Origin of the sequence: Chitinophaga sp. 22620, assembly GCF_052044405.1 — a bacterium.
Taxonomy (GTDB): domain Bacteria; phylum Bacteroidota; class Bacteroidia; order Chitinophagales; family Chitinophagaceae; genus Chitinophaga.
Genome location: NZ_JBQEMV010000007.1, coordinates 74,777 through 96,730, shown reverse-complemented (window position 1 = coordinate 96,730; position 21,954 = coordinate 74,777). Strand labels below are relative to the sequence as shown.

The window sequence follows — 21,954 nt, the reverse complement described above, 5'->3', positions numbered from 1 at the left end:
AAAAATATATGTATGGCAAATTTAAACCATAAGCAGATTGTCATGGGCGTAATGATGTCGTTAACCGCAGGAACCCTGGCAGCACAACAGGCTCCTATCACTTATCCCCATACCCGGAAAGTAGATACAGTGGATGATTACCACGGAAAAAAGATCGCAGATCCCTACCGCTGGCTGGAAGACGATAATGCCCCGGATACCAAAAGCTGGGTGGACGCGCAGAACGGCGTCACCCAAAACTACCTTGCTTCCATCCCTTTCCGCCCGCAGGTGAAACAACGGCTGGAAGAGCTCTGGAACTACCCCCGCTACGGCACCCCCTTCCGCGAAGGAAAATATTATTATTTCTATAAGAACGACGGCCTCCAGAACCAGGCCGTGCTCTACCGCCAGGAAGGGCTGAACGGCGCCCCCGAGGTGTTCATAGACCCTAATAAGCTGTCGGACAAAGGGACGGCCGCCCTCGGCTCCCTGAGCTTCTCCAAAGACAGTAAATACTGCGCCTACCTCGTAGCCAAAGCCGGCTCGGACTGGCAGGAAGGTTTCGTAATGGACGTAGCCACCAAACAGCTGCTGAGCGACAAGCTGGACTGGATCAAATTCTCCGGCCTCTCCTGGAAAGGAGACGGCTTCTACTACAGCCGTTACGACGCGCCGGATGAAAAAAGCAAACTCTCCAAAAAGAACGAATTCCATAAAGTATACTTCCACAAAGTAGGCACCCCGCAGGACCAGGACCAGCTGATCTACGTGGACAAGGAACATCCTCTCCGCAACGCCGGCGTAGGCCTCACGGAAGATGAGCGTTTCCTCATCCTCAGCACCACCGAAGGCACCAGCGGCAACGAACTTTATTACCGCGACCTGCAGGACCCTTCGCAGACGGACTTTAAGCTGCTCGTAAAAGGCTTTGCATACGAGCCTTCCGTTGTGGAAAACGTGGGCGACAAGCTGCTGCTGCTCACCAACCACGACGCGCCCAATTACAAGCTGGTACTGGTAGACCCGAAGAACCCGGCGCAGGAGAACTGGAAACTGGTGATCCCCGAGCAGAAAGAAGTGCTCCAGGGCGTTGGCACCGCAGGCGGCAAACTGTTCGCCAGCTACCTGAAAGACGCATCCACCCGCATTGTGCAATACAGCGTGGACGGCAAGCTGGAAAAGAACATCGCCCTGCCGGGTATCGGCACGGCCGGCGGCTTTGGCGGTAAAAAGGAAGACCATACCCTGTTTTACACCTTCACCTCTTTTGTAGCGCCTCCCACCATTTACAAATACGATATTGCCTCCGGCAAGTCTGAAGTGTTCCGTAAGACCGAGGTGAAATTCAACCCGGCCGATTACGAAACCAAGCAGGTATTCTTCACCAGCAAAGACGGCACGAAAGTGCCCATCTTCCTGTCTTACAAAAAAGGCATTAGGATGAACGGCCAGAATCCCGTGCTGCTGTACGGTTACGGCGGTTTCAACATCCCGATGACCCCCGGTTTCTCCGTGTCCAACCTCTTCTTTATGGAGCAGGGAGGCATTTACGCGGTGGTGAACCTGCGCGGCGGCAGCGAATACGGCGAAGCCTGGCACAAGGCCGGTATGATGGAAAAGAAACAAAACGTGTTCGATGATTTCATTGGCGCGGCAGAATACCTGGTGAAGGAAAAATACACCAGTCCGTCTAAGCTGGCCATCCGCGGCGGCTCCAATGGGGGGCTGCTGGTAGGTGCGGCCATGACGCAGCGGCCTGAGCTGTTCAAAGTGGCGCTGCCCGCGGTAGGCGTGATGGATATGCTCCGTTTCCAGAAGTTCACCATCGGCTGGGCCTGGGTAACCGAATACGGCAGCGCCGACAAGCCCGAACAGTTTGATTACCTGGTTAAATACTCCCCGCTGCATAACCTGAAAAAAGGCACTCATTACCCGGCCACTATGGTTACTACCGCAGACCACGACGACCGCGTGGTACCGGCGCACTCCTTCAAATTTGCATCGGCTCTGCAGGAAGCGCATGAGGGCACCAACCCGGTACTGATCCGCATTGAAACGCAGGCGGGGCACGGCGCGGGCAAACCCACGTCCAAGCTGATAGACGAGGCGGCAGACATCTGGTCGTTCACCATGTACAACCTGGGCATGAATTTCAATACGGTGAACACGGGCAAAAAATTGTAAGCATAAACTTTACTGATAAACGCCGCGTAATACAGGATGTTACGCGGCGTTTTAGTATATTAACATGATGAAAGTTTTAATCACAGGGAGCAATGGTCTCCTCGGACAATACCTGGTTCAGAAGCTGGCCGGAAATCCGGATTATGAAGTGATTGCAACAGGCAGGGGGGCCAACCGCCTGCGGATGAAGGAGGGGTATGCCTATGAATCTGTGAACCTGGCGGATGAAGCCGCCGTAAAAGGCCTGGTGGACCGTCATAAGCCGGACGCCATTATCCATTCCGGCGCCATGACGCAGGCGGACGATTGCGAACGCAATAAGGACTCCTGCTGGATGGCCAACGTAAGCGCCACCCGCTTCCTGCTGCATGCGGCCGAAAAGGCAGGTTCGTTTTTCCTGTTCCTCAGTACAGACTTCGTGTTCGACGGCCTTGCGGGCCCTTACCGGGAAGATGACCCGGTAAACCCCATCAACTACTACGGCGCCAGCAAGGCGGCAGCGGAGCGCATCGTGAAGCAGGCGAAGATCCCCTGGGCCATTGCCCGCACGGTGCTGGTGTACGGCGTGGCGGACGACCCGCGCAGAAGTAACATCATCGGCTGGGTGAAAACCAACCTGGAGCAAAAGAAAAAGATCAAAGTGGTGGTGGACCAGTGGCGTACGCCCACCCTCGTGCAGGACCTTGCGGAGGGTTGCAAACTCATCATCGATAAAAAAGCGGAAGGTGTGTTCCACCTTTCCGGCAAAGACATGTTAACCCCGTACGATATGGCCGAGAAAGTGGCGGATTACCTGGAGCTGGATAAGAAGCTCTTCGAAAAGGTGGATGCCTCCAGCTTCCGGCAGCCGGCGCAACGCCCGGCAAAAACAGGCTTCGTGATAGACAAGGCGGAGCAGGCATTGGGCTTTGCGCCCCATAGCTTTGAAGAAGGGTTGAAGATCGTGGTGGAGCAGCTTACCGGTAATAAATAAGATACCTGTCATAAAAAGGAAAGGCCATCTCGCGTGAGATGGCCTTTCCTTTTTTATAATCTGACGGCTCAGTGAGCAATATACACGGGCATTTTAAACTTATCCGCCACAGAATCCTTCGCGGCGGCAGTATCTGCCGGCAGGCTGCGGAAAGGCACGGCCAGGTGGTAAACGGCCGAATCGCCTGAAGTGAACAGCACCACTTCAGAGTGGCCCCATGCAATCCGTTGAGCGAGTTTTTTCTCCGCTTTCTCTTTGGAAGGGAATTTTTCGAACACCACGTAATAGCTAATGCTGTCGCTCACCGGCGGCACCGTTTCAGCTACCGCGGGAATGGAATCCTGTACGGGCGGCGTTACGGTTTGTTCCAGCGATTTAGCGGCCGGCGCCGGGGGCATGATCTCGTCTTTGAAGATCCACGCGGCCAGGCCGGCGCCGATCACTGCCAGCGGCAGCACTACCCACCACCACCTGAAGCGGCCGCGGGGCTCATCTTCCAGCACTGCCTCGGTATGCTCCACGACCTCGTGGTTCACCACTTCCGTAGTGCCCTGCAATACTTTGGGAGCGGCGTCAGAGCGGAGAACGGGCGCCAGTTCCAGTGGCTGCCATGCGTCAGGCAGTTCCTGGGCGGTAAAGCGCACCTGTCCGAGCGGGTCGAGGCGGAGGGAGCCGATGCCCGGGAGGTCCACCGGCTGGCCGGATTGCAGCATTTCCCGGAACTCCTGGAGGTATTTTTCCAGCTTGAGGCTGGCTACAGATTCAATAAGGTTCTCTTTCTGGGAGATCCAGTGAAGGCAGGAGCCATCGTCTTCCCAGCGGGTTTCGAAGCTCACCTGCTGGCGGGGGGGCGTAAGCACCTGCTCCACCACGGAAAAATGCGCCGGGATGTGCTGGAGGGTGAACGTGCCCACCTGCGGCAGCGAGCAGGTCTGCTGTTTGAAGAGTACTTCTGTGATATATTGCTGTAGCATTACGGCCTGGTCAATTTTGAATGCAAGTTTACGCAATTAAAACTTAACCATGATACCCCCCAGGATATTGAATCCATAGCTCTGGTATCCGTACCAGCGCTGGTACTTGTAGCTGAGTATGTTATTGGCGTTCAGCCAGAGGTTGAAGTTCTTGCTGATATTGTACACCGCCCCGGCATTCAGGTCCTGCGCAGGCTTCACTTTCCCGAAATCCCCGTTGGGCAGCACGTAATAGCTGCCGCTGAGCGTGTACAGGTTGGCGTTCAGGTGGAATTTTTTGCCGAAGGAATACTGGGCGAACAGGCTGGCCTTGAAAGGCAGCACGTGCCAGGGTTTCAGCTCGGTCTGCTGGTCGGTCCAGTTATACCAGTCCACGCTTACGCGGGCCTGGAACTTCTCTTCCTGGATATACCCCACTTCCGCATGCAGCTGGAAAGCCTTCAGCTCTTCTTCGTTCCTGATGTCGAACTTCTTGCCGTCTGTACTGTCGTTCACGAACAGCGGCAGGTTGTGCCAGGTGATGGCGCCGAACTTCGTGTTGTAAGTGAAGTGGTTGCCCAGCGTACCTTTGATGCCGGTGTATTTTTCTTCCACCCTGGTGTTCAGGATGCCGGAAGGGTAGGTATTGATGAAAGGATTTTCATTCGCCAGGTTGCGGAAGTTGTTCTTGTCTATATAAGAGATCCAGCCGCTGCTGAGGATGAGCTTTTTACGGATCAGGTGCGACTCGTTCACGATGTCGGGCAGGAGGTAGAACTTGCCGTTGCTCCAGGTGGGGTTGGCGCCGGCATGCAGCATGAACCCGGGCTTGGTGATCTCCACCGCGGGGTGGATGGCCGCCACGTTGTTATTGATCTGGTCGTTGTTGTCTTCCTTGAAAGTGCTGAGGTCCGCCAGCCCTTCTGCCTTCAGCCAGATATCTTCAAATATCTGCTTGCGGATGGGCGCTTTCAGCACGAAAGTGTTTTCCATCCTTTTGTAGCTGTCGCCGAAGATCACGAATTCCGCCTGGGGATTGTACTGGAAGGCCCAATCGTTCTGCGGCCTGTTCTTCAGGCCCACTTTAGCGATCACTTCGTTGTAGGCCTGTTTTACATCCGATTTTTCGAATTCGTACTGGGAGTGGTCGTACCCGTAATAATGCACCTGGTTGCGGTTGTAGCCCAGGCTGCCGTTGATCTCGAACAGCGGGGAAAAGTAGGTGCCGGAGGCCAGCACGTTGATGTTGGAATAGTCCTGGTTTTCGATATCGCCTTTGGAGGAGATGTAATTGAAGAACAGGCCGAAGTTGTATTTATCCGCCCGGCCGCTGCCGAACCCTGCCTGGATGAGCGGGGTGGAATAGTTGCCGTAGCCGAGTTTCACGAAATTGTTCTGGAGGTACAGCGCGGAAGTGTCCCGGCCGAGCGCCAGCGGTTTGATGGGCACGGGCTGGTACATGAAGTAAAGGTTCAGCGCGGGCACCTGGTAGCCGAGCCGCGGGCGCGCCGTGTCCAGCGCGGGCAGCGAGGCCGTCAGGTTCAGCTTGGCCGCATCGCGCAGCTTGGGCTGGTATTTACTGATGATGTCTATCGTTTCCTGCTTCAGGGAATCTTTCTGCGCGAAAGCGCCCAGGGGCATGACGGCGAGTAAACCAAGGATATATCTGATCTTCATGTTTGTCATCATTTAATTTTAGAACCTGCTTTTTCTTCTGCTTCCACTTTCGCGAGCTTCTCTTTGGCTTCGGCTTTCAGTTCAGGTATCGGGCAGTTTTCCGCGATGCTCTGGAAGGTGGCTTTTGCGTTGAAGTAATCTTTCTGGCGGTGATACACATCGCCCAGCAGGATGTATGCGCGGGCCGTCCATGTTTCGTAGGAAGAGGTGTTCTTGATCACGTCGAAACCGGCTTTTTCCGCGGCGGCCAGGTCGTTTTTGTCCAGGTAGCTTTTGGCAATATTATACCGCGCTTCGGCGCCGATCTCGGATTTGGTAAGGCCCGTCACGATCTTGTACTCTTCGATCGCTTCATCGTATTGCTGCTTTTCCTGCAGCGCCTTGCCCAGGTAAAAGTGCCCGATGATCTGATCGTCTGTACTGATATTGGAAGCGCTCAGCAGCTGTTCGGCAAACTGGCTCACTTCTTCCCAGTGCTTCAATTGGTAGTGGCTGCGCAGCAGGCCGCGGCTGGCCGCCAGGGTATTGTCTTTGGTGGTGGACAAACTCTGCAGCTGCTGGTAATAGCCGAGCGCTTTTTCGAAGTCCTTCACCTGGTAATAATTCAGGTAAGCCGCTTGTAAGGCGCTTCTTTCGGCAAACGGGCTGGCGCCTTTGGTAAGCACGAACTCGTAAGCGGGCAGGGCGTTTTCGTATTCCTTTTTGTTATAGAGGCATTCGGCTTTGTAGAAGTTCGCCTGCAAAGCAAATTGCCCGTTAGGGAATTTTTGCAGGTAGTTGTTGAAGGCGGTCACCGCGCCTGTGTAATCCCCGCTGCTGAAGCGCGTTTCGGCGGCAGCATAGCTGAGGGAATCTTCCGCGGTGGCAGATACGGAGCGGCCGGTGGATTTCAGCAGGGCGAGGTAATCGTCTGTTTTGCCCTGGTCCACGTAAATGGTGCGGATGTTCTGCAGGGCGGTATTGGCTTCATTGGAAGCGGGGAATTTCTCCACCACCTGCCTGAAGTAACCTACCGCGGTATTGTCCTGGTCCGTGTTAAAATAAGCCAGACCCAGCTTCAGCAGCGCTTTCGGCGCATTGGGGCCTTCAGGCTGCTTTTGCAGGATGTTCTTGAGGTGGGGGATGGCGTCGCTGAAACGTTCGTCGCTGAGATAGGTATCGGCGATCTCCATCTCCGCGTCGTTGTTGAAGCCGGAAGTGGGATATTTCACGGCGAGCTGTTTTAGGAGGTTCAGCTTTTCGCTGTGTTTGCCCTGTATGCCGAGAATGATGCTTTTCTGGTAAGTGGCGTAATCAGCGCCGGCATCGTTGTTGGCGATGATGCGGTCGTACAGCGAAGTGGCTGCGGGGAAGTTGCGCAGCATATAATGGCAGTCTGCCGCGCGGAGCAGCGCATCGGTGTTGATGCGTCCTGCATTGGGTCCGCTGGCGCGCTGCGCGGCTTCAAAGTAAGGCAGGGCGTTGGCGTACTGTTCTTTTTTCAGCAGGCTATAGCCCATGTTGTAGCTGGCCGTTTGTACGTTGGCTTCGCCGGAAACGGGGGCGGAGCCGGTGTTGAAATAAGCCTGCAGGCTGCTGATGGCCTTGTCTGTATTATTCTGGCGGAGCGCGATTTCCGCTTTCCAGAACTGCGCGAGCTGCACGAGGTTCTTGTCGTAAGGGTTGGCCAGTGAAATATCCAGCAGGCGGTCCGCCTCGGCCAGCTGCTGGTCGTTTACCAGCTGGGTGGCGCGGCCGTAAGCCACCTTCTGGTAGGCTTTCAGCACGGCGGCACTTTTCTCCGGCAACTGTTCCAGTATGCCAATGGCCTCTTTGTAGTTATTGGTGTTGGCGAACAGCTGCACCAGTATTTCGCGCGCCTCGCGGGTGTATTCAGAGCGCGGGTAGGTGTTCATGAAATTGGTGAGCTCCGCGATGGCAGCGTCCTGGTAGCCAAGCTCGAAGGAAAGTTTGCCGTAATTAAAACGGGAGATCTCCTGCTGTTTGGCATTGGAGCTGTTCCTTGCGCTGAAGGCGAAGGCGTTGCGTGCGTTGGCTTTCTGGCCGGTGCGCAGGTAGCAGTCGCCCAGCAGGTACATGGAGTTCTGCCCCAGCGAATCCTTTTCGCTGCTCAGCTGCTTGAAGCCCGCGATGGCTTTATCGAGATTGGCGGTCTGGTAGTAAGCGTAGGAAAGCTGATATACATCTTCCCGGCGTACTTCATCCGCGTTGTTGTTATATTCTTCGAGGTAGGGCAGGGCTTTGGGATAATCTTTCTTTTCGAAATAGGCCTGGCCGAGGAGCTGTTTCAGTTCGGCGTCGTAGTAGATGTTCCCTTTGCGCAGGAGCGGTTCCGCATAAGCGATCAGCTGGTCGCGCTTGCCCTGGAAGTAATAGATCTCCGCGATGTAGTAAGGCACTACGGTGCTGTATTTCGGTTCGTTCTTCACCCGTTCGAAGCTGCTGAGGGCGGCTGCGTACTGTTTGTTGTAATAGGAAATGAAGCCGTAATAATAATTCGCGGGGATGTAGTATTTGTTCTGGATGTCTTTGATGGAAGCGAACAGCGGCTGCGCTTTCTTGAAATCCTTTACGTTGAAGTAGCAGTAGGCCAGCTCGAACTTCATATCGGCGATCTCTTCGTTGGAGAGGTTGTCGATACTTGCTTTTTCGTAGTAGGGGATGGCTTCCTGGAGCTTGTTGGCGTTGAAGTAGAAACGCGCGAGCTGGAAGCTCACCATTTGTTCGCGGGCGCTGTTATTGAAGTATTTCAGAAAATCCAGCGCCTTTTTCTCCGCATCGTCGTTGCCCAGCTTGAGGGCGCACATGGCGTAGTAATAATGGGCGTCGGTATTCACCAGGGAGCGGCTGGTTTCTGAAAAATACCCGATCCCGTCGATGGTCTGTTTGAAGAGTTGCTGGGATATGGCGTATTTGCCTTCCTTGTAAAGTTGCTGCGCTTCTTTGAAGGTCTTGTCGGGCTCCGTGTAGATGCGGGATTGCTGCGCGGATGCGGCAGTGGCCCCTGTAATGCCCGCCAGGAACAAGAGTACGTGCAATCGTGGAAGCGCGCGGTTCTTTCTGGTGAATAGCTTCATGCTTTTTATGTTATTTCTCACAATATTTTTTAAAACGGTTCCGGCTCCGAAATATTTCAAATACCGCGCTGTGCGGTGTTTATATTCCGGCGCCGTGTCTAAATTGGCCAATAAGAAAGGGGCTGTAAACCGGGCAAATATAACCGTTTCCGCCTGTTTTGCCCTTTGCAGGTTATCTACGCAATGTGGATAAACTTATGGATGTGGATAACTATCGTGATGCTCCTTTGGTTTTGGAGAACCGCATTACTAAATTTGAGTTTTATGCTGATATGCATTAAGAATATAAAAATCTGAGCAGCAAATCCCTCGCGGGGTACTTAACAAGAATCAAACCAATTATCATCTATGAAACTTCTCTCTTCCAAGATCAACAGCGGGGCTTTGAATTTCGCCCTGTTGCTCCAGCGTGTGATCTTCGGCGCGCTTATCATGATGCACGGATGGCCCAAGCTGATGAACTTCGCCGCAAAAGCGCAGAACTTTGCCGACCCTTTCGGCATCGGTAAAACGCCTTCGCTCATCCTCGTGATCTTCGCCGAATTTTTCTGCGGTGCCCTGCTGCTGATGGGCCTGCTCACCAGGCTGGCCACCATTCCGCTGATCATCTGCTTCTGCGTGATAATTTTCATGATCCATGCAAAGGACCCGGTGATGGAAAAAGAAACGGCCATCATGTTCCTGGGCATGTGGGTTTCCCTCCTGCTCACCGGCCCCGGCAAATATTCGCTGGATGCCGCTATCGGGAAATAAGTCATTAAACATACACCCGGCCTGAGTTCCGTGCATTATCCGTACGGAACTCTTTTTTTATACCTGTCAAATCCCCTACATTTACAATCCATTTTAAAGAAGACCATGTACACAACGACGATTGACATACGCGTGCGGTACGGCGAAACGGACCAGATGGGCTATCTCTACTACGGGAATTATGCGTTGTACTATGAAGTGGGCAGAACAGACGCCATCCGCCAGCTGGGCTTCACCTACCGCGAGCTGGAAGAGCAGGGGGTGATCATGCCGGTGGCGGAACTGCAGGTGAAGTACCTGCGGCCTGCGTATTACGACGATGTTATAACGGTGAAGACTATACTAAAGGAACTGCCAGCCAACCATAAGATCCAGTTCCACTCTGAATTATACAACCAGAAAGGCGAGCTGCTCAATGTGGGCACCGTTACGCTTGCCTTTATAGATGCCAAAACAAAAACACGTATGAATATGCCCGAAGCCCTGCGGGAAAAACTGGCCCCGCATTTCGAAGAGGGGAAAGCCTGAGCAGCAGCGTTCTCGCACGGCAACGACGCAAACAGATTTCCAACAGACAGATCATGGAAAAGATACTAGCGAGCATTATCACCATCGGCGATGAATTGCTGATCGGCCAGACGGTGGATACCAATTCGGCCTGGATGGGCCAGCGCCTGAACGATGCGGGCATATGGGTGCAGCGCCGCGTGGCCGTGGGCGACGACCGCGGGGCCATTATCCGCGCGCTGGACGAAGAAGGCCGCCTTTCGCACATCATACTCATTACCGGCGGCCTCGGCCCTACGGCGGACGATATCACCAAACCCGTGCTGTGCGATTATTTCGGCGGCAAGCTGGTGCAGGACGAACCTACGCTCACCCGGCTCATGGCCCTCTTCGAAAGCCGCGGCCTGCCCGTGCTGGAGCGGAACGTGGCGCAGGCCCTGGTGCCCGATACCAGCACTGTATTGCCCAACATGCGCGGCACCGCGCCCGGCATGTGGTTCGAAAAGGACGGGAAGATCTATGTGTCCATGCCCGGCGTACCGCACGAAATGAAAGGGCTGATGGAAAATGAAGTGATCCCCCGGCTGCAGGAACGTTTTACCACGCCCACGCTGCTGCATCATACCCTTATTACCGCCGGCATGGGAGAATCCTTTGTGGCGGAGCGGATTAAGGACTTCGAAGCCGCGCTGCCCGCGCATATCAAGCTGGCTTACCTGCCGAATTACGGGCTGCTGAAGCTCCGTCTCACTTCCGTTTCTCCCGAAAAAAACACCGCCGCCGATGAAATAAAAAATGCTTTCGACCGGCTCAAGACGCAGCTGGCAGATATTCTTGTAGCGGAAGAAGACCAGCCTATGGGTGTGGTGCTCGGGAAAATATTGCTGGAAAAAGGTTTCACCGCAGGCACCGCCGAAAGCTGCACCGGCGGGAAGATCGCCAGCCAGATCACAGCCGTGGCGGGCAGTTCCCGCTACTTTAAAGGCAGTGTGGTGAGCTATGCGAACGAAACGAAGATGAACCTTTTGGGCGTGCAGGCCGCTACGCTGGAGAATTATGGCGCGGTAAGCGAGCAGACCGTCCGGGAAATGGCTGAAGGCGCATTAAAGGCGCTCAATGTGGATTGCGTGATGGCCGTATCCGGCATCATGGGGCCCGACGGCGGAAGCGCGGAGAAGCCTGTAGGCACGGTGTGGATAGCGGTGGGCGGGAAGGATAACATCCGCGCCACGCTGCACCGGTTCCGTTACGACCGCGAGCGGAACACAGACATGACGGTGGTGGCAGCGATGAACGAACTGCGGAAATGGCTGGAACTTTAATTTACCTTATTTTTGTCATCTACTTAAAAAAAGCACTTATATGGCAATAGTCGAACTGGTGATGCCCAAAATGGGAGAAAGCATTATGGAAGCCACCATCCTGCGCTGGCACAAGAAGCCGGGCGATAAGGTGAAGGTGGACGAAACGGTGCTGGAGATCGCTACGGACAAGGTGGACAGCGAAGTGCCTTCCATTGCGGAAGGAGAGATCACCGAGATCCTTTTTAATGAAAACGACGTGGTGCCTGTAGGTACTGTAATTGCAAGAGTGCAAACTGAAGCCGGCGCCTCCGTGGCTGCGTCTCCCGCCGCTGCGCCCGCAGCGCCTTCGAAGCCCGCGGAAACACAGTTCCAGTCTGTGCCGGCCCCGGCGCCTGCCAGAGCGGAAACGCCTGCCGTTCAGCCTTCCGGCGAACCGCGTTTTTATTCCCCGCTGGTGCTCACTATTGCGCAGCAGGAAGGCATCAGTTTTGCAGAGCTCGAAAAAATTCCCGGCAGCGGCGCAGATGGCCGCGTATCTAAAAGGGATATCCTGGACTACATCGCACACCGCGGCCAGCAGGTGCAGGAGCCCGAAGTGATCCGCGACGAGCCGAAATCCGCGCCCGCACGTGAGGACGCAAGAGCCGGCTCTTCCCGTGAAATGACCACAGTGGCCGCTTCCAACAGCTATGGCAATAATGTGGAGATTATCGAAATGGACCGCATGCGCAAGCTGATCGCAGAGCATATGGTGCGCAGCAAGGCCACCAGCCCGCATGTGACCAGCTTCGCCGAAGCCGACGTGACGAATATGGTGCGCTGGCGCGACAGTGTGAAGAAGGATTTTGAAAAACGCGAAGGCGAAAAGATCACCTTTATGCCGCTTTTCGTGGAAGCCATCGTAAAATGCATCAAACGTTTCCCGCTGGTGAACTGCTCGCTGGACGGGGACAAGATCATCCTCAAAAAAGACATCAACATAGGCATGGCCACAGCACTGCCCAGCGGCAACCTGATCGTTCCCGTGATCCGGAATGCGGACATGCTGAACCTGGTAGGCCTTACCCGGCAGGTGAACAGCCTGGCCAACGCCGCCCGCCAGAACCGCCTGAAGCCGGAAGACACGCAGAACGGCACTTTCACCATCACCAATGTGGGGACCTTCGGCAGCCTCACCGGCACGCCGATCATCAACCAGCCGCAGGTAGCCATCCTGGCGGTTGGGGCCATCAAAAAGCGACCGGTAGTGGTGGAAACCGAGCAGGGCGATTCCATTGCCATCCGGCATATGATGTACCTGTCCATGTCGTACGACCACCGTATAGTGGACGGTTCCCTGGGCTCTACTTTCCTGAGCGCGGTAGCCACTGAACTGGAAAATTTTGACCCGGCGAGGGGGTATTAGTCCTTCCTGGAAATGATATTGAAACGAAGGCCGTCCGTATCGGGCGGCCTTCGTTGTTGGCAGGGATACGCGGATCGTTGGCTGGCCGGGCACAAGCCGGCTCACGCACGGCCCGCGCCACAGTACCTTTATCCACGGGTTTGATATGGCTTTGAGTCGGATTTGCCACGGGTGTGAGTACGGGGAGTGACGGGTGTAAGCAGGAGGGTAAAAGAAATAGAACATCCATCACCAGCAAGGCCGGTTTTAAGGCAATAAAGACGCTGAAGGCGGGAAGATGAAGGGAAACTGGCCTGGGAAATTACACGCGGCATTTCGCCTTTAAGGCATAAAAAAAGGCTTCCGGGAGGAAGCCTTTATAGTGTCGATTAGATGTAAGCCAATTAATAACGACGATCGCGGCCACCGCCACCATATCCACCGCCACCGGGCCTGCCACCTCTGTTGCCGCCACCGGGATTCGGTGCTTTCGGACGTGCTTCGTTGACCATCAGCTGTTTGCCTTCCACTTCACTACCGTTCAGACTCTCCATCGCCTTTGTACCCTCTTCTTGGTTAGGCATTTCAACGAATCCAAAACCACGTGAACGACCGGTTTCGTGATCTTTAATGATTTTTGCGGAGGTAACTTGCCCGAATTCGCTGAAGATTTGGTGAAGGTCCTCATCGTTCAACCTGTAATGCAGGTTGGCTACGTAGATGTTCATGATAAAAAAATTAAAAAATGAAAAATAATATTGAAGTTAAGGAATTAACTGAATAAAAAAAGAACTCCCCGTATTTTTCAAGGGTATGCCCTATTTGTCATATATGTTAAAAATCGGTTAAATGCAATGCCATGGCCGGTTTTCAAAAATTATATGCAGGGTAAAAAAATGTGAAAATCGGGGATCGGGGTGTTATGTATTAAAAAATTTCGTAAATTCAATGAAGGCCGGATTAAATGGCCCGCCAGCTATGAAAGCATTGAGTGACACGTGGTTCGCCGAAGGGTTCATAGATTTCGAACTGAAAAAATACACCCTTCTCGCGTACCTCCAGGAAATCAACCGTTATTTTAACGAGAACAAACTGTATCCGCAGCTGGGCGATGTGATCTTCCACTACAACAACCTGGCTGCTTTCAGGGACAACAAACAATTCCTCCAGCAGCATTTTCCCAAGCGCCTTACAGCAGTGAACATGGAACGCCTCCAGGTGCTGTATGAACAAATGATCGCAGACGATGAACTGATGGAAGAGCTGGAATCCATTCTCCAGTACGCCTTGCAGAAAATGAACGGCACCATCAAGGAAGGAACGGAGATATACGAGTTCGTGGAAGACAAGCTGAACATCACGCCGGTAGGGCTTGTTCCGCTGGACAGCCAGGAGGGCTACATGCTGCTGTCCGACGGGCGTTTCAGCGATACGCGCGTGTACCGTTACCGCCTGACCATTTTCGAAAGGCACGATGAAAAATACCGCGGCATCCACACGGATTTTATCAGCACTTACACACGCAGCCTTACGCAAACTTATCCCGGTATAAAGCGCGACCTGATCCGCCACCGCAAAGACCTGCCCAACCCTGCTGTATTCACGGTGGAAACGGACCTGGTATTTCCCGTTGAAGAAACTTTGCTGCCGGTGGCGAAACGCTGCCTGGTGAAGTATATCACGGTAAGCGGCTCATAAAACAAAACACCCGTCGCATCGCCGCAGCCGGGTGAAAATATCTTCAGACTCCCGCGGGAGCTCACTTTAACTGCAGGCGCTTCGGCGCTTCGTTGCCGAATTTCACCCGCACTTCGTACTGCAGCGGCGAATAATAAGTGGCAATGATCTTCCTTATTTTTTCCTTGCTCTGCTCGATGTACTGGCCATTGTTCTGCAGCTGCGCGCGGGAGGTTTCATAGAGTTTTTTCTGCACGTCAGTATAAGTTTCATCGTCTGCAGCCATCAGCCAGCCTTTCCTGTTGGCAGTTTCCATCTGGCTGAGGCGCAGCTCGTAACTCAGCAGCGACGGGGCTGGCAGGCTAACGGTGATCACTTTGTCCTGCTGCGACACGGAGAAGTTCTGATCATTCACATCCACGCCGTATTTGGCCGTGTAAGGCACGGTTACCCACACGGTATTTTCGGCAAAGACCTTTTTCAGGTTATCGGTCCATTCCCCGCTGTTAGCCACGTTGCTGCGTTTGATGGAAGCATTGCCCTGCACTTCAAGGCTGGCCAGCTCCGCGATCTCCTTTACGATCAGGCTGTTGGAAAGCACCTGCTGGTTCACGTTCTTTGAGCCGGAACAGCGGCCCAGCATGAATATGCCGATGATAAACAAAATAATGACCGTCCATTGAATGATCTTTTTCATGCGAATATTTTATGAGTGTGCTGCGTTCATTTCAGCATACGTTTTACCGATCCTTTTGCTCATGCTCCGCTCGGGGAATTCCCAGACGGAGAAGCCGAACTGTTTGTACAATCCCTGTGCATCCTGCGTGATGAGCATCATGCGCCGCAGGTCCTGCAGGCCGGGGTGGGAGAGTACCACTTCCATGAGCCATTTGCTCAACCCCCGTTTGCGCCAGGCATCCAGTACAAATACATCCGCCAGGTAACCGAAAGTAGCAAAGTCTGTGATCACCCTTGCAAAACCGATCTGCTGCCCGTTCGTATATATGCCGAAGCAGAGGGCGCCTTCAATGCTCCTTTCCACGATGGAACGGGGAATGCCTTCCGCCCAATAAGATTCCTGTGAAAGATACCGGTGGATCACATCTGTTTGTAACAACGCCTTGTCTGTGGAAATGAGGAATTCTTCTTTCCGTGCTTCAATTGGTCTTTGCATGGTCGTTTCTTTTAAGGCCATAAAAATAACAAAAACGCCGGATGCAGAGACCCCGGCGCTTTCAATATTCCGTACGCTTGTTGTAAAACGCTATGCGTATCGCTGCCTGCGGAGGAGGCGGGTATACAGTTGCGGCGTAAGCCCGGTCACTTCCATAAACTGGCGCTCCAGTGTATGACGGCTGGTTTTGAAACGCAGGGCAAGCTCCAGCATAGCCACCTGCCCTTTTTGTTCAGTTAGGTAATCCACCATTTCATCCACCTGGCGAAGGGCAGGTTGCTGATGCGGTAACAGGCTTTCCAGGGCCAGATCCAGGATATGACGAATTGTATGGATGTCGGTTGTTTGTTGGAGTTCCTCCGCAGTGCTCTTCCAGCGCGGGTTCAGCCTGGTGAGGTCACGGAAGTAATTGGTCACTGATTCCATGCTGATGCCCATCAGCCGGTGGCTGGCATAGGCGTTCAGCTGCACGATCACAGCATTCAAAGGCCCGGTCACACGGGCGTCTACGGCACAGGTAAAAGGCCCGGTCACGGATGCTTCAGGCAGCTCAAATGCCGCATGATCCATTGGCTTGAATGCCAGCCCGCCTTGTTGAATGAAAACCAGGTATTGCCTGCCTGCAGTAAAGAGTTTCTTTTTTGCAATGTCCGCAGTGGAATGGATGTTCTGCAGAACAATATACTGTTGCACAAAAGGATGCAAAGTATCTTTAGGACTAAGGATATAGGTATTCATAGGATTTATTGCGGTTTATTGGTGAACCTTCCGCTCTCAAAACTGATGTAAATATAGTTAAATTACTATATGCAAGATCATTTTAATTAGAAAAATTTCTACGATACATGGAAGTTGTTGAAAATCTTCCAGTTAACGACAGAATAACAAAAGTCCCGGCCATGGCCGGGACTTCGAATATTAAGTACCTGAATATCAGTGGTCAAATCCCCAATCCTTGCCTTTCTCCGTAGCCGGAACACCCTTGCTCAGCCATTTTGGAGCAGGCGCGCCTTTCAGGAAATGGTCGAAGAACTGCTGCTCGCGCACCTGGATGTCTTTCCGGTTCTGCCTTTGTATCAGGTTGTGCGCCTCGCCGTTATAGTTAAGCAGCCACACGGGTTTGCCCAGGCGGCGCATGGCGGTGAACATCTCGATGCCCTGGTACCAGGGTACCGCCCCGTCAGCATCGTTGTGCATGATGGCCAGCGGCGTGGTTACTTTGGGAATATGGAACAGCGGGGAATTTTCGATGTACAGCTCCGGCTTTTCCCACAACGTGGCGCCAATGCGGCTCTGGGAATGCTCGTACTGGAACTGCCGGTTCATACCGCTTTCCCAGCGGATGCCGCCGTAAGCGCTCGTCATATTGGCCACCGGCGCGCCGGCCCATGCTGCTTTAAATAACGGCGTGGCGGTTATAAGATAACAAACCTGGTAACCGCCCCAGCTCTGGCCCTGTATGCCCATATTAGCCTTGTCTATCCAGGGATTTTTCGCCAGCGCTTCGGCGCCGCTCACGATGTAGTCATAGGCGCTTTTGCCGGGGTGGCCGGTCTCATACCGGATGTCCGGCGCCAGCACTACGTAGCCGCGGCTTACGAAGAACGTGATGTTCAGCCTGGAAGGCGTTGGCGCGGGCGGCTGGTAGGTATACAATCCGTCTGTCAGCTTCTCATAGAAATAGATCAGTACGGGATATTTTTTATTCGGGTCGAAGTCTTCGGGCTTGTAGAGAATGCCTTCGGTGGTTTTGCCGTTGTAGGTATTCCATTTGAACAGCTCCGCCGTGCCCCAGTTATATTGCCGCTGCTGCGGGTTCAGGGCGCTGATGCGCGTTGCTCTGGCAATATCGGCGCCGGCAAATACGTCGGGCGATTCCTGGAAATTGCTGCGCTGGAAGAGGTACATGCCGGCATTCTTCGCTTTGTCTACCGCGGAGTACGACCAGGGGCCGGATACAAGCTGCTGCAATCCTTTTTTGTCCTGCAGTTTGAGGCTCCATAGGCTGCCGTATTTGCTGGAATCGTTCTGCGCGGCCAGCAGCAGCTGTTGTTTTGGAAGCATGAAGCGCTCTTCCCTGTCCAGCTTCAGGATTCGGAAGGAAGTGCGCGTTCTGCGGCCTTCGCCCCTGGTGAGGTTCACGGGCGCTTCTTTACCCTGCGGATCCACCTGCCAGATGTCGTACCGGTCGTTGATATACACATACCTGTCATGCTCCTGCCAGCCGTTTGTACCGTAGGGGCGCGGATAATCGGGCATGTCCATTTCTTCGTCGGTGATGCGCGCGGGGATGTTGGCGCTGATCACGCGGCTGCTACCGGTAGCGGTTTCATACACATGCCACTGGCCTTCCGGCTGGTCGAACCAAAGAATGAAGCGGCCTTCGGGGGAAATGGAAAAATTGCCGTCAACGTTCGTTTTAACGGGCTTGCGCTCGCCGGTGGCGATGTTCACGGCATAAGCGGTTTTGAGCGTGCTGCCCGTCCATTGCAGGGCCACGCGGTTGTTCGTATCCGTATAGCCGAGGCCGTAAGGAGCATTGCCTTCGTCGCCGGGGATGAAGTTTTCCATGCTAAGATCGCCCAGCTGCACCACGCGCTGCTGCGCGGGAAAGTATACGGCGGCGTAGTTGCGTTTCAGCTCACGGTCCAGGTTCTTCAGCTGCATGGTTTGCAGGTAATCGTCCTGGTAATGCCAGATGTCCACTTTCGCTACTTCGAAATCCACGATGGTCGTGTCTTTCGGCTTGGGTACCGGCGCGGTGCCGAAAAAGAGGCGCTCGCCGTTGCGGGAAAAAGTAAGAACGCCGTCCTCGGAAACGCTCCATTGGGCGGGAATGCCCTGGGTGGACCTGGTAACGGCGATCTGCGCACTGTCCTGCCCGGGTTTGAAATAATACAGGGCGTAGAATTTCTGCAGGGCCTTGGCACTGTCGCGGCTGCCGAGGTAGGCGAGCTGCCGGCCTTTTTCGTCGAAGGCGAACTGTGCGAATGTGCCGTGGCCGTTGCTGAGTATGCTGGATTTGCGTGCAGTCACGTCCCAGAGCAGCACGGCGGGTTTGGCCAGGGAATCCTTTTTTGGAGGATTAGTGACAAGCACGATGCGGTTGCCGGGTTTGCTGATGGTGTAAGAGGTCACGCTTTTTACGGTATCGGCGAGCTGTTTGCCGAGGTACATGATCACCAGGTCGCCGGCATCGGCGGCGCCGGGTTTGCCGGGCGTGTCGTCATCCGCATCGGCGGCGTCTTTCAGCGGCGCGGGTTTTGCCAGCGCGATGCGGGCCGAGGTGTCTTTCGGTTTATCTTTCAGGTAAGCGAGCAGGCCGCTTCCTTTTTCCGGTGTTTTGAATGATTTGACCGCGGCGATCTTTGTGACGGCGGTTTGCCCCAGTTCCAGTATACCGAGGGAATCCTTGGGCAGATCGGCGGGCAGTTTCTTTTTGATGCGCGCCTGCCGGGTGTCCTGGAAAAACGGTTTGATGTAGAAGATCACGTAACGGGAATCTTCCGTGATCACCGGCGCGGAACCGCGCGGGATACTTACTTCCTGGCCGTTGTGCAGGTTGCGCACCACGAGTGTGCCGTCCCCTTCCTGGGGCGTAACGGTATAGGCGGCCCACTGGCCGTTGTTGCTGATGGTCTTTACGCCAATGCTCTGCCAGCCGTCGTACACGCTATGGTCCAGCGGTTTTTTGGATTGGGAGAAGGCGGTGGTCTGGATTAAAATGGTCAGGCACAGGCACCATCTGAGGGATCGTCTCATAGCCGGTAAAATTTAGATTTGGTTCAGATAGCGCGTAAAATAATATTTTCCGGCGTACCGGGCGGCGCTAAGGTGATGAACGGTTTCAGGCGGAAGGCACACTGCGGCGGTGCTGCCTCACTACGCGCAGCATCTGCAGGGCTACAGACAGCAGGATGAGCGACAGGCCGGCATAAAAACCGCCCTGCAGCAGCTTGTTCTCCTGGAAGAGGATAAACGCGAGGATGATGCTGTACAAGGGTTCCAGGTTAAAGCACAGGTTCACGGTGAAAGCGGATATCTTTTTGAGCGCGTTCATGGAGAGGTTGTACATCAGCACGGTGCAGAACCAGGCGAGTATAAGCAGGTATACAAGGTCCATGGCGGAGGGGATGAACGACGCAACCGGGAAGGCGCGCAGGTAGAAGGGCATCAGCAGGCTCAGGCCGAGAAAACCCACGCCCAGTTCGTAAAACGTGATGCTGGCAGTATCGTATTTTACGACCAGCCTTTTGTTGAACACGGTGAACAGGGCGCAGAACATGGAGGAGATAATGCCGAGGATGATGCCGGTGCGGTATTGCGTATCGAAATGGAATATCAGCAATATGCCGGCCAGGGTGAGCATGCTGAGGAGCATCTCCGTTTTGTCGAACCGGCGGCGGTTGATGAGCGGGTCGAAGATGGCGGTGAAGAGGCTGGTGAGGGAAAAGCATACGACGGCGATGGACACGTTGGCGTATTTAACGCTGCCGTAAAAGAACAACCAGTGCAGCATTACCACGCAGCCCGTTCCGCCGATGCTGAGGATAGCGGGCAGGGGCAGCTTTTTCAGCTTGCCCTGCATGCGGAACAGCACGTACATGGTAATGGAGGTGAACAGCAGGCGGTACCACACGAGCATGCCTTCGTTCAAAGTGATGAGTTTACCGAGAATGCCGGTGAACCCTGCAAGAAATACGGAGAGATGTAGTTGTAGAAATGCTTTTTTCACTATGGAAGATTATCCGAATAAGCTTTGCCATTGTATCTTCAATACCCCTAAAATGCCTTCCTTCACAATGCCTTTGCTCATTTTGGAATAGCCTTCCTTACGGTCTATAAAAGTGATGGGAACTTCTTTGATCTTAAAGCCGAGCTTCCACGCGGTAAATTTCATTTCGATCTGGAACGCATAGCCCACGAACTGTATGCGGTCGAGGTCTATTTTTTCCAGCACTTCGCGTTTGTAGCATACAAAGCCGGCGGTGGCGTCTTTCACCGGTATCCAGGTTACGCAGCGCACGTAAATGGATGCGCCGTAGCTGAGCACGGCACGGTTCCAGGGCCAGTTTTCAGTTTTGCCGCCGCTCACGTAGCGGGAACCTACGGACACATCCGCTCCTTCGTGTGCGCATGCCTGGTAGAGGCGCACAAGGTCTTTGGGATTGTGGGAAAAGTCCGCATCCATTTCGAAAATGTATTTGTAACCTCTTGCCAGCGCCCATTTGAAACCATGGATATATGCGGTGCCCAGGCCCTGCTTGCCGCTTCTTTCTTCAAGGAAGAGCTGGCCGGGATGCTGAGCCTGTAAAGACTTTACGATCGCGCCGGTGCCATCCGGGGAGCCGTCGTCTACGATCAGGATATGGAAATCCTGCTGCAATGAGATGACCGCCCCGATGATCTGCCGGATGTTGTCTTTCTCATTGTACGTAGGTATGATGACTAATTTTTCCAATTAGCATGGTTTTTTATAGGATGGCAAAAATAGATAATGTCGCGCGCAAATTAGCACGTTTTGGTAAAACATTAAGATTTTTTTAGCACCATGCTGGTGTAGATTTCCGTCAGTTTTTGTTTGGTGTTGAGGGGGAAATCCGCTTTCATCATCCAGTCATAATATTGGGGTTCAGCCTTCAGCACTTCTCTCACGGCCCGTCCTTTGTATTTTCCAAAGTTAAACATTTCCACGCCGTTCTGCATCACGATCCGGCGGGCGAAGTCCACGTACTCGTCTTCTTTCGTGAAGGCGGCGAGCGCGTCCACATCGGCCTTGAGCTGCGCTTCGTAGCGTACCAGCTGGGCTTCGAGTATCTCGAAGGTGGCCAGCGCGTCCGCTTCGGCGCTGTGGGCGTTGGTGAGATCTTTGTCGCAGTAGAATTTATACGCGGCGCTGAGGGTGCGTTTTTCCATGAGGTGGAATATTTTCTGCACGTCAATGAAACGGCGGTGGTCCACTTCAAAGGTGAGGCCGGCGCGCAGGAATTCCTCTACCAGCATGGGGATGTCGAACCGGTTGGAATTGTAACCGGCTATATCGCAATGTTCAAGGAACTGCCTGAATTCGTTGGCCACCTGTTTGAAGAGGGGCGCGTCTTTCACATCGTCGTCGGAAATGCCGTGTATGGCAGTGCTTCCGGCGGGGATGGGCATGCCGGGGTTGATCCGCTTTACTTTGTTCTGCACGGACCGGTCCGGCATCACTTTTATAACAGCGATCTCTATGATCCGGTCTGTGGCGACGTTGGTTCCTGTTGTTTCCAGGTCAATCACAGCAAGGGGGCGGGTAAGTTGTAAAGCAGACAT

18 protein-coding genes are annotated in these 21,954 nt (G+C 53.9%); 7 read left to right on the top strand and 11 right to left on the bottom strand.

Translation table 11 applies throughout. The features are described from left to right. Window positions 1-12 precede the first annotated feature (12 nt). Both ACTJIK_RS25160 and ACTJIK_RS25155 read left to right on the top strand, forming a co-directional pair. Window positions 13-2,166 carry a prolyl oligopeptidase family serine peptidase gene (locus ACTJIK_RS25160; RefSeq protein WP_440650331.1) on the top strand — a complete coding sequence of 718 codons (2,154 nt, stop codon included), beginning with the start codon at window positions 13-15 and terminating at the stop codon, window positions 2,164-2,166. A gap of 64 nt (window positions 2,167-2,230) precedes the next feature. Next, entirely contained in the window at window positions 2,231-3,139 is a 909-nt protein-coding gene (locus ACTJIK_RS25155; RefSeq protein ID WP_440650330.1) for an SDR family oxidoreductase, read from the top strand. Between the two features lie 68 nt (window positions 3,140-3,207). Here the strand turns inward: ACTJIK_RS25155 and ACTJIK_RS25150 are convergent, their stop codons facing one another. From ACTJIK_RS25150 to ACTJIK_RS25140, 3 genes are read right to left on the bottom strand one after another with little or no spacing between them, the layout of a single operon-like run. Further along, window positions 3,208-4,113: a hypothetical protein gene (locus ACTJIK_RS25150; protein WP_440650329.1), complete on the bottom strand. Its 906-nt coding sequence runs from the start codon at window positions 4,111-4,113 to the stop codon at window positions 3,208-3,210. A 36-nt stretch (window positions 4,114-4,149) separates the two neighbouring features. Beyond that, a complete protein-coding gene (locus ACTJIK_RS25145; protein WP_440650328.1) occupies window positions 4,150-5,769 on the bottom strand; it encodes a hypothetical protein in 1,620 nt (539 codons plus the stop codon). A gap of 8 nt (window positions 5,770-5,777) precedes the next feature. Continuing rightward, entirely contained in the window at window positions 5,778-8,846 is a 3,069-nt protein-coding gene (locus ACTJIK_RS25140; RefSeq protein ID WP_440650327.1) for a tetratricopeptide repeat protein, read from the bottom strand. 348 nt (window positions 8,847-9,194) lie between these two features. Between ACTJIK_RS25140 and ACTJIK_RS25135 the strand changes: the two genes are divergently transcribed. The 4 genes from ACTJIK_RS25135 (at window position 9,195) to ACTJIK_RS25120 (ending at window position 12,815) form a co-directional block, all read left to right on the top strand. After that, a complete protein-coding gene (locus ACTJIK_RS25135) occupies window positions 9,195-9,599 on the top strand; it encodes a DoxX family protein (RefSeq protein WP_440650326.1) in 405 nt (134 codons plus the stop codon). A 105-nt stretch (window positions 9,600-9,704) separates the two neighbouring features. Next, window positions 9,705-10,127, top strand: coding sequence for an acyl-CoA thioesterase (locus tag ACTJIK_RS25130; RefSeq protein WP_440650325.1), 423 nt, complete (start codon window positions 9,705-9,707; stop codon window positions 10,125-10,127). Between the two features lie 53 nt (window positions 10,128-10,180). Beyond that, a complete protein-coding gene (locus tag ACTJIK_RS25125) occupies window positions 10,181-11,428 on the top strand; it encodes a CinA family nicotinamide mononucleotide deamidase-related protein (protein WP_440650324.1) in 1,248 nt (415 codons plus the stop codon). Window positions 11,429-11,468: 40 nt separating this feature from the next. Then, a complete protein-coding gene (locus ACTJIK_RS25120) occupies window positions 11,469-12,815 on the top strand; it encodes a dihydrolipoamide acetyltransferase family protein (protein WP_440650323.1) in 1,347 nt (448 codons plus the stop codon). A gap of 383 nt (window positions 12,816-13,198) precedes the next feature. Here ACTJIK_RS25120 and ACTJIK_RS25115 read toward each other — a convergent pair whose 3' ends face one another. Next, window positions 13,199-13,522: an RNA recognition motif domain-containing protein gene (locus ACTJIK_RS25115; RefSeq protein ID WP_346320046.1), complete on the bottom strand. Its 324-nt coding sequence runs from the start codon at window positions 13,520-13,522 to the stop codon at window positions 13,199-13,201. Window positions 13,523-13,772: 250 nt separating this feature from the next. On the opposite strand from ACTJIK_RS25115, the gene ACTJIK_RS25110 reads away from it, so the two are divergent. Beyond that, on the top strand, window positions 13,773-14,492 hold the full coding sequence (locus ACTJIK_RS25110; protein WP_440650322.1) for a hypothetical protein: 720 nt from the start codon (window positions 13,773-13,775) through the stop codon (window positions 14,490-14,492). Window positions 14,493-14,553: 61 nt separating this feature from the next. Here the strand turns inward: ACTJIK_RS25110 and ACTJIK_RS25105 are convergent, their stop codons facing one another. The 7 genes from ACTJIK_RS25105 to ACTJIK_RS25075 all read right to left on the bottom strand — a co-directional run bounded on the left by ACTJIK_RS25105 (window position 14,554) and on the right by ACTJIK_RS25075 (window position 21,954). Next, a complete protein-coding gene (locus ACTJIK_RS25105) occupies window positions 14,554-15,168 on the bottom strand; it encodes a DUF4230 domain-containing protein (protein ID WP_440650321.1) in 615 nt (204 codons plus the stop codon). 9 nt (window positions 15,169-15,177) lie between these two features. Further along, complete coding sequence (locus ACTJIK_RS25100) at window positions 15,178-15,645, bottom strand: GNAT family N-acetyltransferase (RefSeq protein ID WP_440650320.1); 468 nt, start codon at window positions 15,643-15,645, stop codon at window positions 15,178-15,180. Between the two features lie 90 nt (window positions 15,646-15,735). Beyond that, window positions 15,736-16,383: a DUF6597 domain-containing transcriptional factor gene (locus tag ACTJIK_RS25095; protein ID WP_440650319.1), complete on the bottom strand. Its 648-nt coding sequence runs from the start codon at window positions 16,381-16,383 to the stop codon at window positions 15,736-15,738. A gap of 195 nt (window positions 16,384-16,578) precedes the next feature. Further along, window positions 16,579-19,407, bottom strand: a complete 2,829-nt coding sequence (locus ACTJIK_RS25090) for a prolyl oligopeptidase family serine peptidase (protein ID WP_440650318.1) — start codon at window positions 19,405-19,407, stop codon at window positions 16,579-16,581. Between the two features lie 85 nt (window positions 19,408-19,492). After that, a complete protein-coding gene (locus ACTJIK_RS25085) occupies window positions 19,493-20,380 on the bottom strand; it encodes a DMT family transporter (protein WP_440650317.1) in 888 nt (295 codons plus the stop codon). Window positions 20,381-20,389: 9 nt separating this feature from the next. Continuing rightward, window positions 20,390-21,106 carry a polyprenol monophosphomannose synthase gene (locus ACTJIK_RS25080; protein ID WP_440650316.1) on the bottom strand — a complete coding sequence of 239 codons (717 nt, stop codon included), beginning with the start codon at window positions 21,104-21,106 and terminating at the stop codon, window positions 20,390-20,392. Between the two features lie 71 nt (window positions 21,107-21,177). Further along, complete coding sequence (locus tag ACTJIK_RS25075; RefSeq protein ID WP_440650315.1) at window positions 21,178-21,954, bottom strand: exonuclease domain-containing protein; 777 nt, start codon at window positions 21,952-21,954, stop codon at window positions 21,178-21,180.